Origin of the sequence: Thermogutta terrifontis (assembly GCF_002277955.1) — a bacterium.
GTDB classification, from domain to species: domain Bacteria; phylum Planctomycetota; class Planctomycetia; order Pirellulales; family Thermoguttaceae; genus Thermogutta; species Thermogutta terrifontis.
Genome location: NZ_CP018477.1, coordinates 2,020,218 through 2,035,910 on the forward strand (window position 1 = coordinate 2,020,218; position 15,693 = coordinate 2,035,910).

At 56.8% G+C, this 15,693-nt stretch carries 12 protein-coding genes; 3 read left to right on the forward strand and 9 right to left on the reverse strand.

Annotated features, from left to right (window positions below; translation table 11 throughout):
- Positions 1-423: 423 nt before the first annotated feature.
- Positions 424-2,268 carry a prenyltransferase/squalene oxidase repeat-containing protein gene (locus THTE_RS07565; RefSeq protein WP_168175809.1) on the reverse strand — a complete coding sequence of 615 codons (1,845 nt, stop codon included), beginning with the start codon at positions 2,266-2,268 and terminating at the stop codon, positions 424-426.
- 483 nt (positions 2,269-2,751) lie between these two features.
- Here THTE_RS07565 and THTE_RS07570 point away from each other — a divergent pair, with 483 nt between their 5' ends.
- Positions 2,752-3,294, forward strand: coding sequence for a hypothetical protein (locus THTE_RS07570; RefSeq protein ID WP_157731904.1), 543 nt, complete (start codon positions 2,752-2,754; stop codon positions 3,292-3,294).
- Positions 3,295-3,331: 37 nt separating this feature from the next.
- Here THTE_RS07570 and THTE_RS07575 read toward each other — a convergent pair whose 3' ends face one another.
- The 8 genes from THTE_RS07575 to THTE_RS07610 all read right to left on the reverse strand — a co-directional run bounded on the left by THTE_RS07575 (position 3,332) and on the right by THTE_RS07610 (position 12,956).
- Positions 3,332-4,252: a DUF6263 family protein gene (locus tag THTE_RS07575; protein ID WP_157731906.1), complete on the reverse strand. Its 921-nt coding sequence runs from the start codon at positions 4,250-4,252 to the stop codon at positions 3,332-3,334.
- 365 nt (positions 4,253-4,617) lie between these two features.
- Positions 4,618-5,475 carry an NAD(+)/NADH kinase gene (locus THTE_RS07580; protein ID WP_237260228.1) on the reverse strand — a complete coding sequence of 286 codons (858 nt, stop codon included), beginning with the start codon at positions 5,473-5,475 and terminating at the stop codon, positions 4,618-4,620.
- A gap of 55 nt (positions 5,476-5,530) precedes the next feature.
- The gene (gene dxs, locus THTE_RS07585; RefSeq protein ID WP_095414860.1) at positions 5,531-7,438 is read right to left on the reverse strand and encodes a 1-deoxy-D-xylulose-5-phosphate synthase; all 1,908 of its coding nucleotides are present in this window, start codon (positions 7,436-7,438) and stop codon (positions 5,531-5,533) included.
- Entirely contained in the window at positions 7,438-8,349 is a 912-nt protein-coding gene (locus THTE_RS07590) for a polyprenyl synthetase family protein (RefSeq protein WP_095414861.1), read from the reverse strand. The genes dxs and THTE_RS07590 overlap by 1 nt, the downstream gene beginning before the upstream one ends.
- A gap of 62 nt (positions 8,350-8,411) precedes the next feature.
- On the reverse strand, positions 8,412-8,816 hold the full coding sequence (xseB, locus tag THTE_RS18630) for an exodeoxyribonuclease VII small subunit (RefSeq protein ID WP_095414862.1): 405 nt from the start codon (positions 8,814-8,816) through the stop codon (positions 8,412-8,414).
- Between the two features lie 7 nt (positions 8,817-8,823).
- The gene (gene guaA, locus THTE_RS07600; protein ID WP_095414863.1) at positions 8,824-10,371 is read right to left on the reverse strand and encodes a glutamine-hydrolyzing GMP synthase; all 1,548 of its coding nucleotides are present in this window, start codon (positions 10,369-10,371) and stop codon (positions 8,824-8,826) included.
- 287 nt (positions 10,372-10,658) lie between these two features.
- On the reverse strand, positions 10,659-11,948 hold the full coding sequence (gene eno / locus THTE_RS07605) for a phosphopyruvate hydratase (RefSeq protein ID WP_095414864.1): 1,290 nt from the start codon (positions 11,946-11,948) through the stop codon (positions 10,659-10,661).
- Between the two features lie 363 nt (positions 11,949-12,311).
- Positions 12,312-12,956 carry a HEAT repeat domain-containing protein gene (locus THTE_RS07610; protein WP_157731908.1) on the reverse strand — a complete coding sequence of 215 codons (645 nt, stop codon included), beginning with the start codon at positions 12,954-12,956 and terminating at the stop codon, positions 12,312-12,314.
- Positions 12,957-13,639: 683 nt separating this feature from the next.
- Here THTE_RS07610 and THTE_RS07615 point away from each other — a divergent pair.
- Both THTE_RS07615 and THTE_RS07620 read left to right on the forward strand, forming a co-directional pair.
- The gene (locus tag THTE_RS07615) at positions 13,640-14,149 is read left to right on the forward strand and encodes a hypothetical protein (protein ID WP_095414866.1); all 510 of its coding nucleotides are present in this window, start codon (positions 13,640-13,642) and stop codon (positions 14,147-14,149) included.
- Between the two features lie 137 nt (positions 14,150-14,286).
- Entirely contained in the window at positions 14,287-15,690 is a 1,404-nt protein-coding gene (locus THTE_RS07620; protein ID WP_095414867.1) for an SPFH domain-containing protein, read from the forward strand.
- The last annotated feature ends 3 nt before the right edge of the window (positions 15,691-15,693 follow it).

The window sequence follows — 15,693 nt, forward strand, 5'->3', positions numbered from 1 at the left end:
GCGACTTATCTCCACTTTCCGCGTGGCGACAGAAAGGGGGCGGACCTCGCTGTCGGTGGGCACAACGAGCGTAGCGCTCCGATCCTTTGGAGGGATACACTTGGCCCGTTTGCTCTCCAAGGTTGGATAATCGACTTCACCGATCGGACTCCGTCTGCTCAATTCAGTTCTGGCTCAAATGCAGGGTCAACACCTAAATTGCGCCGACAGCACATTGAGACCCTGGCGTATCACGAATTCTTAAAAAAACTATGGTGGCTCAAACGCTGAAGCGAGATTCACTTCGTGTGTCCGATCTGGTGGCCGATTGCAGGGATGTTCGCTCAGGCGGAGCAGATTGATGGGCCGGCCAGATGATTTTCCGCGTCGTTCCCATGTTGCCTGCATTTTTGTTGCGGAAAACCGGCGAGTGATCGCTCGGAATCAGGGAGTATTCTGTGCAGGAGAAGACCGGTTCGGCTTAGCCGTTTCATTGGCATTACCAGATGCCGGTTGAACGTTTTGGGCCAGGATTGGGAGTGGGTCATAGAGGGGCATATGTCGGTAGTATACCTCGAGCGTACAGATTGCTAGTGCTGTGGTGTAGATGCGACCTCCCTGTCGGCCGTAGCGCTCCGTGGGGTCCCAGCTTCCCGCCAGCGATCCAGTTTTCCGCTGGGTGGGCAAAAGCGTCGCTTTCATGGCCTCGTTCCATTTACGCCAGAAATCTCCGCCCATATTGTGCATCACCTGAGTGGCATAGTAGATGTAATAGAACCAGGGCTGAGAAGTATCGAGCTTTTTGGGGGACGGGAGGTTTTCCAGGAGATAGTACGCCCCCGCTTTCATTCCTCGGTGTTCCCTTGGCCAGCCCAGATATTGGCGGCACAAAAGGGCTTCAGCGGTCATAGTGGGAGTTGCGGCATGCCCCGGCCGATAGGCGTAGCGGCCGCCATATTGATCCGTTTGTGCTGAATCGAGGTACTGAGAGGCTTTGTAGAACACGGTGTCCGGTACGCGAAGATACGCCATCTTTCCGCTGCGGAGGGCCATCAATTGCCAGCCCAGTACGCTCGTATCTCCTTCCTGTCCAGGTTCATAGCGCCACCCGCCCGCCGGATGCTGAGCGCGAATGATAAAATCGATCGCTTTTTGCGCAGGTTCTCGCAGTTGCGGGTCCTGAGTCATCGCGTAGGCTTCACAGAGGACCAGGGCCGCCTGTCCGTGCGCGTACATGTCGCCAATGCCGTTTCCCCGCAGGTCACCATCGGGTCCTTGGTGACTGACAAGCCAGTTAAGGCCCTTCAAAACGACCTGGCGGTATTCCCCCTGGATGTGTGTCTGACCGGCTCCCAGAAAAGGCAGCAGGGCCAGAGCGGTGGCAGCCACGTCAGCCTGCTGGCCGAGTCCGTCTTCATCACCGGAGGCCCCGGGCGCCAAATGGAAGGCGTGGAGCGACCAACTCCCGTCGGCATTCTGATGTTTGGCCAGCCATCGCAGTCCGCGGGCGACGGCGGCTTCGGTTTCGTTCGTTCCGCCCTGTTCAGCCAGGAGCCGTGATCGCACTGACGGATCCCGACCCGCAAATATGGCGGCCACCGGCCGGGAAAGAAGGACGTCGCTGAGGCGATCTGCTACCGCGGCCATGGGAAGAGTGGGTTGCAGCGATTCCCCCAGCGAATCGGGGGCAAACTGATCCACGATTCCCACATCCTGCTCGGCGGGCAGGTGGACGTCGGTCACCAGCCCGGCCTCTTCGAATTCGTTCGGGAGATGCTCACGCTCTTCCAGCAACCCTTCCTCACCAGGGCTGTCTCGATAGTTGATCGAAGTCGAAAGCGTGATGGCCGGCGGAGGCAGGCCTCCTGGCGCGGCCAGCATTCCCAGAAGCAGGAATGCGACCAGATGAAACACGAGACTGATCAGCCAGGCAGGGGCGTCGTCCCAAATGACCTGCCAAAGGCTGCGAACTTTCCGCGGCGCTATCGATTGGCGGAGAAACTCCCGTCGCTCCTCAGCCTGGCGAGAAGGGGAGCGCATCGGCTGACCAGCCGATTTCGGCACCTCTGCCGTCCAACGCGGAGGCGTTGGAACCTTGGGCCCTTGTCCAGTGCTCCTGGCGCGAAGCGAAGGTTGGATAGAGCGGGCGGCCTGTTGCACCTGTTGGAGCCGTTCTGCTTCCCAAAGCTGGAGCAGGCGAATCGCTTCCGCTTCCTGCTCCTCTGTCAGCTCCACGCTGGCCCCGCACCGCCAGCAGTCCGCCAACCGCAACCACAGCCGAATCGACATGGGTGCCCCGCAATCGGGACACGCACAAGCCAGAACCCCACCGTCCAGCCATATTTGGCCAGGTTGCAGGGACGAGCGGCTTTCGTGGCTCGGGGAGCCCGTCTCCACACCTGACGGGGACTCCGCTAAAGGCTCCGAGTTTTGAGAAAAATCCCGCATCGGACCAGGTGGCAATGTCTCATCGATAGGGCATCGGAACGCCTTCCCTAATCGTCATTGTATCAGCCTGAACGAAAAAACCCACGTTTTTCCTTCCTCTTTGACGCAAGCCTGCCGTTTTTTGTGAGTCTGGCACTTTCCCGCCGGGAGAGGCGAAACACGTATCGAATCCTCTCTGACGAACCCGCTGGAGGTTGTTTCGTTTTCCCGCCGAATTGGCCAAAATAGAAGCGAACTCCGCGCTGGGGAGTCTCTGGCTGGGTGGAAGATTGGGAGTTCTGCGGGGATCTCGCGAACTCTAGCTGTCAAGCATGTGATGCCAAAATGAACCTGAGCTGGATTGTTGACGATCCCACTCCTGTGGTGGTCATTATTGTGATCGTGGAGGCGATCCTCGGCCTTTTCTTTGTTGCTACCGTTCAGAAGCCTTTCCTGTGGGGGATGGGTGGAGCAGCCGTGGTGCTGGGGCTGGTGCTCCTGGCCGACTACCTTGTAATAACGGACCGGGAGGCCGTCGAACAGACGATCCGTGAAGGTGTTTCCGCCCTCCGCGACAACGATCTGGAACGGGTCCTGACGTTTCTCTCCCCCTCCGCCGTCAAGACGCGGGAAAGAGCCATTTGGGCAATGAACCTCGTCCGCTTCACCGGGATTCACATTTCCGATTTGAAGATCGAGGTCAATCCCCGGACGAATCCGCCCACGGCAGAAGCACGTTTTTTTGCGGTTTTTCGCTACGAATTTCGGGAGAAAACAGCGGAACACATCTACGAAGCCTACGCGGCCCGATTTACCGTCATCTTTGAAAAGGTCAACAACCGCTGGCTCCTCACCGACCACTACGAGTACGAAGCAGCCCGACTGTAGTACACGCTCACCCGCGGGTTGCGCGGGGCGTGCCGCTCTAACGGCCGAGTTGGTCCGCAGACTTCTGGCGGTCGGCCACCTTGTCGACGAGAAAATCCTCAGTAAATCGGGTGCGGTAGTGAAAGCTGCTTGCCGGTCCCTGGAAGCCGACAACCTGCCGATCTACCTCGATTTCCTGGGAAAGAATGTGTCCGGCCGTCACGTCGAATTTGATGGTCCCTTCACTCAATCGTTGGACGAGCTGAACTTCCACTTCGGGGTCATCGATCGGCGTCAGAACCTGGGTTTTTACCTCAATTGTGGCCACGTCATTCTTCACAGACACAAGCGTGAACTTCTGCTGCACTTTGACCTTTTTGACTGTTCCATTGCGCAGCGGCACCATGATTTCATCGGGGAAAGTCCACGATTCACCAATGGCCACGGGCTCTTCCGGGAATGGGACTGTCAGGTAGCCATGGGTCTGGAAGGCATCGGGTTCCAGTTGTTCTCTTTCAAGGACATGGCCGCGGGAATCCAGCGTGATCCTGGCAAGCGGCTTCCCCACCGTTTTGGCGACGTCCTCAAATCCCAGCGGTGGATCCTGTTTCTCACGGGTTGAATAGCGAACCTCGGGACGCCCCCCGATGCGATGTGTCATGTCCACGTCATCCACTTGCAATTGAAAAGTCACCGTTCCGTCTGGCCGCCGAGAAAGCACTTTCCATGTTTTAACTGATTGCGTTACCGTCTCGGCTGTTTGTTCTGTTTGCGTCACAACCGTGCGAACGCTCGCTCTGTGGACGACCCGCCAGCGAAGCTCCTCACCGGGCTGAAGACTGTAACGGAGCCGATAGCGACCGGGTTGAGAACTCGACGGTTTTTCCGATTGATCCGCGGCCCAAAGCCTCCCCAGACCCGGTACTACCAAGCAAACTACAAACGCACTCATTAAGACATGGTGTTTTCTAATGAACATGATGACGTCCCTGTCGCTATCGTGGCAACAAACAATCCGAGCCCACGCGATACGACCGCGCTCACGTTTATGACTCCGGTTTGTAGCCGTGCATTGTCAACGGCCGCGGCGTAGATCGCCACTGTTATAAAAGCAGAACGCTCGGTCGCAAAGGTCAATTTTTTGGAAATCCCCCTCACCTGGAAATTTGGGATTCTTGAGGAAAAGGCGCAAAGTTTTGCGGGCGGTTTCAAAAGGTAGGAAAGCGATAATTCCATCGCTTCGAGAAGCGTGACCACCGGAGCTAAGCTTTGCGGATTACTTCCTGTCCCATCGGGCGTGATTCTGGGGAGTCGCTCGCGCTTCCGCGAATGCCGCAACGGCTGTCAGGAGATGTTTTCGATCGCTGGCACACAGGAACGCGTATGACCTCCCCAGCCAAGTTTTTCCCGCAGAGTGCGGTAATAGCTATGGCCGGGAGCACTGACGAGTTGAAATCTCGGTTCGGCCCGACGGACCCGTACGCAGTCTTCTCCGCGGAGTGTATCGATCGCCTGCCCATCGATCACCAGCATCGTGTTGGGCTGGGGATTGAGAACGCGGAGTTCGTACGTGCGATCCGCGGAATCGACCACCGGCCGATTGGACAGCGTGTGGGGACTGATAGGCGAAATGACAACCGCATCCAGGTCTTTCCGGAGGATGGGACCACCCGCGGACAGCGAGTGAGCTGTGGAACCCACCGGGGTGGCGAGGATCAGGCCGTCCCCAGAGTACACCGTTGCCAGGTCGTGATCCACCCACAGTTCCACGTCTAGGAGACTAAACGGTGGCCCGTTGAGAATAGCCACCTCGTTGAGTGCCAACCATGATCCGCAACTCAAGCCGTCGCGCATCAGTTCACAATGCAGCATGAGGTGGTCGATGATCGGAAGTGGGCCGCGTGCTGCGAGAACCAGCACGGCTTCCAGTTCGTGTGGCGAAATATCCGCCAGAAAGCCCAGCCGACCGAGATTGACGGCGATAACCGGAAGCTGCCGGTTCCCCATTTGTCGTGCTGCCCGCAAAATCGAGCCGTCGCCACCGAAGACGATGGCAAAATCCGCCTGAAATTGCGACAGATCGACCTCGCCCGTCAGGTCGATGACGAGGATCTCCGCGTACCGTTCGATCATCGATTTCAGGCGGTTGACCTCCCGCACGACGTCCGGCCGACCCCCATATCCAAGGATGATCACCTTCATAGCGTAATCTCTCGCGGGAGCACGTGTTGAGGCCTCGACGCCACCCCGGCGTGGATCAGGAAAATGCTCTCCGGTGGCATCGTCTTTCTGCTGCTTGTCGGCAAGCCTGGGCGATCCCCTCCACGTCAAGCCCGAGGTCGGCAAGTTGCTCCCCTCGCTCGGCGTGTTCCACAAATCGGTCGGGAATCCCCAGTCGCTTGATATGAGACGTATTTAAGCCCGCGTCATTTGCGGCTTCCAGTACCGCACTTCCAAACCCACCCTGGAGTACCCCTTCTTCAACCGTGATCACGACCGGACTTTCCTCAATAGCGGAAAGAATGGTCTCGGTGTCCAGCGGCTTCACGAATCGGGCATTGATAACCCCGAAGTTGAGCCCCTCCTGAGCCAATTGCTCGGCGGCAGCCACGCATGCGGGTAGGAGCGCCCCGCAACAGATGATTGTTCCGTCGGCACCGTCCCGAATCCGCTCCGCCTTGCCGAGTGTCACCGGTGCGAATGTCCGCGGCACTTTTTCTGCTTTGGCCTTGGGATAACGGATGGCAACCGGCCCATCGTGGCTGAGGGCGAATTCCAGCATTGCCGGAAGATCGGCGGCATCGCCGGGAGCCATGACTGTCACATTCGGGAAAGGTCGGAAGTACGCGAAATCAAACACGCCATGGTGAGTCGGACCATCTGCTCCCACCACGCCAGCGCGATCCATCATGAACACAACGGGCAGATTCTGCAGGGATACCTCCTGGAAAAGTTGATCATAGGCACGCTGGAGGAATGTGCTGTAAATATCCACGATGGGACGGACGCCCGCCTTTGCCAAACCTGCGGCGAACCCAACCGCATGCGATTCGCAAATTCCCACATCGAAATAGCGATCGGGGAATTCATCGCGGACCGGTTCGAGCATATTCCCCTGGCACATGGCGGCCGTGATCACCACCACCCGCTTGTTCTTGCGCATCTGTTCCAGAATGGCGTTTCGTGCCACTTCAGTGAACGTCACCGAGGAGCCGTTGCTTTTGAAGGCGACCTCGGTGCCATTAATTCGGTGGAACGGTGCGGGGGCGTGAAATGTTCGAGGATCGCGCTCTGCCGGCGGGAATCCACGCCCTTTCTCGGTCAATACGTGCAGCAGCACCGGCCCGGGGAACTGCTTGACCATTCGGAGATACTTCTGTAGTTGGGCGATGTTATGCCCGTCAACCGGTCCGATATAGCGGAATCCCAACTCCTCAAATAGCATTCCGCCCAGCATCCCGGCCTTTATCGCATCGCGGAGTTGATCGAGAAGCCGCTCCATCGACGTTCCCACCAGCGGCACCTTGGACAGCAGATTATAAACTTCGTTCTTTATGCCGGAATACAGCGGGGCCATGCGAAGGCGATCGAGATATTCCGCGATACCTCCCACTCTCTGGCATATGGACATCCGGTTGTCGTTGAGAACCACGATCAGCGGCTTTTTGAGCCATCCCGCGTGGTTCATGGCCTCGGAGACAATTCCGGAAGGAAACGCTCCGTCGCCAATAACCGCCACAACATGACGATGCTCTTCCGGTCGAACCAGATCATCGCCGCATTTCAGCCCAACGGCCGTGGAAATGCTGCATCCCGCATGGCCAGTCATGAAAAGATCGTAGGGACTTTCCGCGGGGTTGGGATAGCCCATCAAACCACCTTTGGTTCGGATCGTGTGGAAACGATCGAACCGTCCGGTAATCATTTTGTGGGGATAAACCTGATGCCCGGTGTCCCAAATGAGGCGGTCCCGGGAAAAATCAAAGACGGTGTGGAGAGCAAGCGTCAGCTCGACAACCCCCAGATTGGAGGCAAAATGGGCCGAGCGTGTGCCGAGAAGCTGGCACATCGTCTCTCGAATTTCGCCAGCCAGTTCCTGCAACTCCTCAAGACTGAGCGATTGAAGATCCTGGGGTGACTTAATGCGGTTGAGGATCTTGACCATCAGTGTTTCCGAGTCCCCACAAAAAAGGCCAGTGCCACGAGATGGCGTCCATCGATCGGTAACTCTGCCAGGGCCTCGGCAGCCTGAGAAACGAGCTGGCCAACCATCTCGCGGCTTTTCTCAACTCCCAGAAAACGTGGGAATGTCAATTTTTTCTGGGCGTCATCCTTTTTCAAGCGTTTCCCTACCAATTTTTCATCACCTTCAAGATCAAGCAAGTCGTCTGTAATTTGAAAGGCGAGCCCCAGTGCCCTGCCATATTCGCGCAATCCGCGCAAAACCTCCTCCGTGGCTTCGGCGAGGGTGCCCCCCAGCATGAGGGATGCTTCGATCAAAGCCCCTGTTTTTCGGCGATGAATGGATTCCAGCAGCTCGAGCGAGCCCTCGGCTGTGGCCGCCTGAATGTCATCTGCCTGGCCACCCACCAACTGGCAGGGCCCTGCAGCCTCCGCCAGCAACCTGCAGCATTCGGCGGCCAAACGAGGAGGATGGATATCCTTCGCCAAAGTCTCGAATGCCAGCGTCAAAAGCGCATCACCAGCTAGGATCGCCGTCGCCTCGTCAAACTTTCGATGACACGTCGGCTGGCCCCGCCGCAGATCATCATTGTCCATAGCGGGTAAGTCATCATGGATGAGGGAGTACGCATGAATCATTTCGACGGCGCATGCCGCCGGTAACGCCCGATCCCATTCCTTCCCGCACGCTTCCGTACTAAGAAGTACCAAAAGCGGCCGGAACCTTTTGCCAGGGGCCAGGAGACTGTATCGGATGGCTTCTCTGAGTCGGGAAGGACATCCTTCCGGAAAATTTGTGCGACGGTCCAGCTCGGCATCGATCCGCTGCCGCATTTCCTCTAGATGCGCGGCGGTTTCCTGCCAGTCGTAGGAAGGAATTCTCACGTTGGACATGAAAGAGAGACCTACTGCGTAACGAACGCCGAGATTTTAAGTTCGCTAGTTCCTGACCGGATTCAGCTTTCCTCCCCTTTTGCACCCCGCCTTCGACTACGTTTTTCCCGTTTTTCTTCCAGAGACATTTCTTCTTCTGCGAACGGCTTTGTGATGGGAGTTCCGTTTTCGCCGATGCCGGTGAGGATTTCAATTCGCTGTTCGGCACGTTTCAAAAGTTCCCGACATCGCCTGATCAGCCGAATTCCGCGTTCGTAGGCTGCCAGGGCCTCATCCAAACCGAGATTGCCCCGCTCGAGTTGTTCCACGACGCGTTCCAGCTCCCCCATCGCTTTTTCGAACGACAGCTCTTCTTCCGGGCTGGAAGACTCAGCCCTATCCTGAGCGGCATTCGGCACGCAGGCCTGGTCGCTCTTGCTCAGCGCCGATTCGCCGTCGTTGCATGAATCACCGGTCAAAGGGACCATTGCGAGATCACTCCCATTCAATTGTCGCCGGAGGCTTCGAGCTTATATCGTACACCACACGATTAATACCGGGAACCTCGTTGATAATACGTGTGGCAATCCGTCCCAAGAGGTCATAGGGCAGGCGGGACCAGTCGGCTGTCATGAAATCCTCGGTATCGACCGCGCGAACTGCGATAACCTCCTCGTAAGTCCGGGCATCGCCCATGACCCCCACGGTCTGCACCGGCAACAGGACGGCGAACGCCTGTGCTGTTTTGCGATACCATCCTGCTTTCTTGATTTCCTCCACCACGATGGCGTCGGCCTGACGAAGGATTTCCAGCCGTTCTTTGGTGACAGCACCGAGGCATCGCACCGCCAAACCGGGACCGGGGAAAGGATGCCGCCACACGATCTCCTCCGGCAAGCCCAATTGAAGGCCGAGTTGTCGAACCTCGTCCTTAAAAAGATTGCGGAGTGGCTCGATCAGTTCAAACTGCAGGTCCTGTGGGAGACCACCCACGTTATGATGGAGTTTGATTGTGGCGGCTGGACCGTCACGCAAACCGCCGCTTTCGATCACATCGGGATAGAGTGTACCCTGGGCAAGAAACCGTGCCCGCGGAATCTTGGCCGCTTCCTCGGCGAAGCAATCGATGAATATCCGCCCGATGATTTTTCGCTTTTCCTGAGGATCTGTCACCCCCGCCAGCGCGGCCAGAAAGCGATCTTCCGCCCGCACCACATGGAGATCCGTCTTGAAGTGTTTGCTGAATTCCTCAATGACGGATTCGATTTCTCCTCGCCGCATCAGACCGTTGTCGACGAGAATGCACGCCGTTTGGTCGCCGACAGCGCGGGAAAGGAGGGCCGCCGTCACCGAAGAATCGACACCTCCGGACAAGCCACAAATGACGCGATTACTACCCACGCGTTGTCGGATCTCGGCTATCGTTTCTTCCGCGAAATCTGTAAGCTTCCATGTCCCCTGACATCCGCAGACACGCTTCACAAAGTTCGCCAGGATCTGCGAGCCGTATGAGGTGTGCGTCACTTCTGGGTGAAACTGGAGTCCATAAATCGGCCGACGGCGATGCTTGACGGCCGCCAAGGGACAACTGTCGGTGGAAGCCAGGACAGTAAATTCTTCAGAAATGGCGGTCACCTGGTCGCCGTGACTCATCCACACCTGAAACTCGTTGGGCAATCCCTCAAACAGCTCATTGGGCTCCCGAATGCGGCACAGAGCCGGGCCGTATTCACGCCCCCGCTGACTTTCCACTTTGCCCCCCAGACTCTGACAGACGAGTTGCATTCCGTAGCAAATGCCCAGGATGGGCAGGTTCAGTTGAAAAAGGTCGGGGTCACAACGGGGACTGTCATTCCAGTGCACGCTGGCTGGCCCACCCGAAAAGATCAAACCGCGGGGCGCGATTTCCTGGACTCTCTCTGCAGGAATGTCGTGTCGGACTATTGCCGCATACACGTTTTGCTCGCGGACCCGCCGCGCAATAAGCTGCGCGTATTGAGAACCAAAATCGAGGACCAGGATTTTTTCGTCAGTTACGCTCATCGTATCCCGTAGATTCTATCGGTACCAAAAGAAAGATGGCCCCTCACTCGCCGAGTCTCACTCCTTTCACATGAGTGCGGAGCTTACCAGCCGTTGCTTCTTCGTACCGCGTCAAAACTTCAATATCCCTAACAGGCTTGTAATCTGAAAAATGAAGCAAGGCGCTCCCTCCGGAACGCCTTGGATCTATTTACGCTCATCAATTACGGAAAGACTTCTGGGACTTTTCCGGCCCCAAATACGGATTTGCTTCCTAGCCACCGCACAAAAGTGCAGCGGGCGAGAAGCTATTTCCTTTTACGGGGAAACAACTTGCCGCCGTAGATCGCCCCGGAACCAAGTTCCTCTTCGATCCGCAGTAACTGATTGTACTTGGCAATCCGGTCGGTTCTAGATGCAGACCCGGTCTTGATTTGTGCCGATCCAGTGGCCACGGCGAGGTCAGCAATGGTGGTGTCCTCCGTCTCGCCACTGCGGTGGCTGATGACGAACGTGTAACCCGCCCGACGTGCCATGTCGATGCATTCCAAGGTTTCCGTCAACGTCCCGATTTGGTTGAGTTTGATGAGGATGCTGTTCGCAACCCCCGATTCGATACCCTTTTGGAAGATCTTGGTGTTGGTCACGAACACATCATCCCCGACGATCTGGACCTTTTGGCCTAACCGCTCGGTGAGGAGTGCCCACCCGTCCCAGTCATCTTCGGCGCAAGCGTCTTCGATGGAACAAATCGAGTACTTGTCGATCCAGGAGTCAAGCATTTCGATGACCGCCTGAGCAGACATCTCTTTGCCCCCAATCTTGTAGACGCCCTTCTTGCCCTCAACGGCCAGTTCGCTGGCTGCCAGGTCGAGAGCGATAAACACCTGCTTGCCGAGTTCGTATCCGGCCTTCTCAATCGCTTCACGAATGCACTCGAGGGCCTCCTCGTTACTCTTCAAATCGGGAGCGAAGCCCCCTTCGTCACCAACGTTCGTTGACAAACCGCGGGCTTTTAGAACCTTACGCAAATTGTGGAATATTTCGCAGCCGCACCGGATTGCCTCCTGAAAGCTGTCAAAGCCCAGGGGCATGACCATGAATTCCTGGATATCGACGTCGTTATCCGCGTGAGCTCCTCCGTTCAGGATGTTCATCATCGGCGCCGGAAGGATTCGGGCGCCGACTCCCCCCAGGTAGCGGTAGAGGGGAAGATTGCAGAATTGGGCAGCGGCCTTGGCCACGGCCAGAGAGACCCCGAGGATGGCATTGGCGCCCAATTGACTCTTGTTCTCCGTACCGTCCAGTTCGATCATCAGTTTGTCGATGGCGGCCTGGTCCAGGGCGTCCATACCGCAGATTTCGTCGGCCAGCTTCTCATTGATGTTACGAACCGCCTGGGTCACCCCCTTGCCGAGGTATTTAGTGCTATCACCATCGCGGAGTTCCAACGCCTCCCGCGTACCCGTGCTGGCTCCGCTGGGAACCGCCGCCCGACCGAACGAGCCGTCCTCGAGGAGCACGTCCACCTCGACCGTCGGGTTCCCGCGACTATCCAGAATCTGCCGACCAACAATGTCAATAATCGTGGAGCTCATTGTTCCATCCTTTCTTGTGACTTCAGGACATGCCCTCAAACGCTTTATTCGGGTCTCGACCTCCCGGAGCTTCTCCACCCAACACCTGTCAGCAGCGAGAAGGTCCTGAGTGGACCTCCCCTCGAATACGAACCTACGCAGCGCATGCGGCCGCTCTAAGGCCCTTCCCTACCCCGGGGTTAAAACACATATTGTGATGCAAAACGGCGATGACGACCAGACAGGGCGTCCCACTTTACCAGAGGCCGGCACAAATCCTCAAAAAGCCAAACTTTAAGCCATAGCACTTTCTACCAGACTAAATTGATGAGCCACACACCTTGTTTGCAAGTGGAACGCCAGGATACTCAGCGCAGCCAGTGGTTAGTACCGCGGAGAAGCTTTTTCCGCCAAGGCGGGCTGGCTTTCTCCGGCTGGGGTGCCGCCGTAAACATACGCTTCCCATTGTTTGAGGTCCATGCCAAAGTCCTTGCCGGTGGTTTGTTTGAGGGATTGCACGGCAAGGTACTGGATGGCCGGATCGCGATTGCGGAGAAGTTGAGCTAGAACTTGGTTCGCCCTGGGATCGTGGAGTCGGCCCAGCGCCTTGATTGCCGCCTGGCGAACGTCCTGATCCCGGTCGTTGAGGGCTAACTCAGACAGCACGGACACCGCGGAACCAGAGGGACTTTTGGCAAGGAGATGGCACAATTGGATCCGTACGCTTGGCTCCTCGTCGCTCTTGGCACGTTCCACAAGTGTGTCGCTCGGTGGCAGGTTCAACTGCCCCATGAGACGAAGAAGCTCGGCTCTCAATTGTGGGTCGTCCTCCTTAAGAAAGGCTTCTTCCAATTGTCGGGCTACGTTTGATTTGGCGCTTGGACTTGTCGCGCTTTTGACCAGCTTTTGCCAGTTTTGAAGCTTCTCCCGCGGGGCGACGATTCCTGGAGGCAGTGGAATATCCTGCGATGTTTTCTTCTTTCGCAAAAAGCTGTTCGAGCCGCTACAGCCTGCGGCTAGCACAAGCATGATCAGCACTCCACCAAAGACGCAGTATTTTGTGAGCGCAGGCGTTCGTGGCTTGTTACGCCTCATCAGATGATTTTCCAGTTTGGATAGGGAGACACACATGAACGGGTCTGCCACAGCGCGAGGTCAAGGGTTTTCCGTCCATGCCTGACGACGTCCGACAAATTGTCGACAAGCAGGGGGCCGACGGTATCCCTGTCCGCAGACGCCCTTGCTGACATGACTTGCGGATGCTTCCTCCATCAGCGCCTAAAGTGCCCGCCGTACGGCCCAAGAATCCCTCTCGCCCGAAACAACCACCCAGATACCCTCGGAGAATACTTACCCAATTCGGTTCAGTTTGCCAAGGTTTATTTTGCTTCCTTTTTGATGGAGGGGCCAAAACCAGGTCAATGTGCGCCGTGATCCTCAGAACCGCTGGCCTGACTGTGTCTCGAGGCCGGCTCCCTGGGAATCCGTTCGAAAAGACTCGCGCTGGGCCGGCGAACGGACGTGAATTAGGATAATCTCGGAAGAGCGTTGCCAAATTGGCGGCGACCATTCGCCCTCCGAATGGGGATGTGATATGATAACAGGTGGTAATGGCCATCCCCTGCGCATGTTCCTCGAGTGGTCTCGACCTACGGATGTTTATCGCAGGGTGGTTTACGGTCCATTGGGCGCAAAGGGAAGGAGCGAGTGTCATGATTGAACCTGCCGATCATACGAAAAGACGCAATTGGGTCGAGACCATCCTCAGATACGTGCCGGGATTCCGCGGATACTTGGAAAAGGAGTACCGTCGAGAAAGCGACAACCTCCAGCGTGAATGGCTGGCAGGTCGCCTGGAGCGGGCCAAGCGGGCCATTGACAATCTGATGGGGTTACTGGCCGAAGGAGGACACGTGGACCAACTCGCCAAGCTGGATCAGGTCCGCAGCCGGATCGATCATCTCATCGCGCGCGTCCGGGGGGCGATGGAGGGCTATAGCGGTTTCTTTGACCTTGTCAGAATCGACGAAGCGGTGCTCGATCGTGTCTATGAATATGATGTGTCCCTCGCAGAGAAGGTGGAGGAACTGGCAACGGCCATCGAGCGCTTGCCCAAATGCCCCTCTGACCTATCCTGCGCAATCGACGAGGTGGTCGCTTCGCTCCAACAGTTCCACCACCTCTGGGATGCCCGCGAAGAGATTCTCGCTGGTCTGCGATAAGTGGCGATGAGTCAGGACTCATGAATTGTCCACGCCTCATGAGATTGGCACGCGAGAAGTTAAAAAGGTTTTCCGCGCAACCGAAATTACCGAGGCGGGCGTGTTATCTCGCAAGAATTGACTGAGGAGATTGTTCAATGGGCGTGCGCCTGGAAGTCATCCAGTTCTTCGACGAGACAAACCGTTCGCTGATTCAGCGCATTCCTCCGGAAGGATCGGCGGATATCAAATTGGGGGCACAGCTCATTGTCTATGAAAATCAGGAAGCCGTCTTTTTTCGTGACGGCAAGGCCCTGGACCGATTCGGGCCGGGACGCTACACACTCACAACGGCCAATGTCCCCCTGATAACTCGACTGCTGACAATTCCCTGGGAGAAATCCCCTTTTCAATGTTCCGTTTATTTTGTCGGTAAGCAAACGTTTCTGGATCAGAAATGGGGGACCCGCCAACCTATTGTCTATCGTGACCCGCAGCTTGGAATGGTCCGTCTACGGAGTTTCGGCAAGTTTTCATTCCGGGTGAGGGATTCTGTCGTTCTCATCAACACGCTTGTTGGGACACAAGGCAAGTTTACGACCGAGGAGGCTACGAATTTCTTAAAAGATCTCATCGTTGCTCGTCTCACTGATTTTCTGGGCACCCTCAACGTCAGCGTGCTTGATCTTCCCTCGCGGTATGACGAACTGGCGGCTGGGGCGAAAGCCAAAGTGGCAGAAGATTTCGCCAAGTACGGTCTGGAGATTGTAGACTTTTTCATTAACGCCATAACTCCGCCCGAGGAAGTGCAACGTATGATCGACGCCCGCAGCGGCATGGGGGTTATCGGCAATCTGGATGCCTATTTAAAGTTCCAAATTGCCCAGAGTTTGGGAAAGCTCGCTGAGGGACAGGGTGAGGGCAGCAGCGCCATGGGGATGGGCTATGGTGCCGGCTTCGGCATGATGTTGCCTGCGATGATTCGCGAAGCGATGCGGGACAGCGCCGTTTCCCCTAGTCCGGGCGCACCGCCTTCGGCGATGCCCGTTTCGACACCGTCAACTTCCCCCCTGGCCGCAGGTGCCGTCGGTAATTCGGTCATGTCGGGAGGTGCACAGACGGTGCAGCAACCAGAAAAAGACGCGGCTGAGGCCACCAGCGATCCCATCGCGTTGGTCCGGGAATTTGCATCGCGGTCCGGCTATCAGGTGGAAGAGACGGCGGACAAACTGAAAGTGCTCGTTCCTGTGGGAAATCTCCGCAAGCAAATTGTCTGGTGTGGTGTTTATCAGCCACAGTCCACTGGTGGGCAGGTGGTACGTTTTTGGTCGGTGTGTGGTCCGGCCACAGAAAAAAACGCTGTCGCTCTCTTGCGATTCAATGCCCAATTGGCCATCGGAGCTTTTGCGTACGACAAGCTGGATGGTCAGGAAGTCATCATTCTCCAGACCACCGTTCCGGCCGCGACGATGACCGTTTTCGATGTCGCCCGAATACTCCCCGCCCTCGCATGGCAAGCCGATCGAGTAGAGGAACAATTGAGCGGAGAGGACATTTACTGAGAC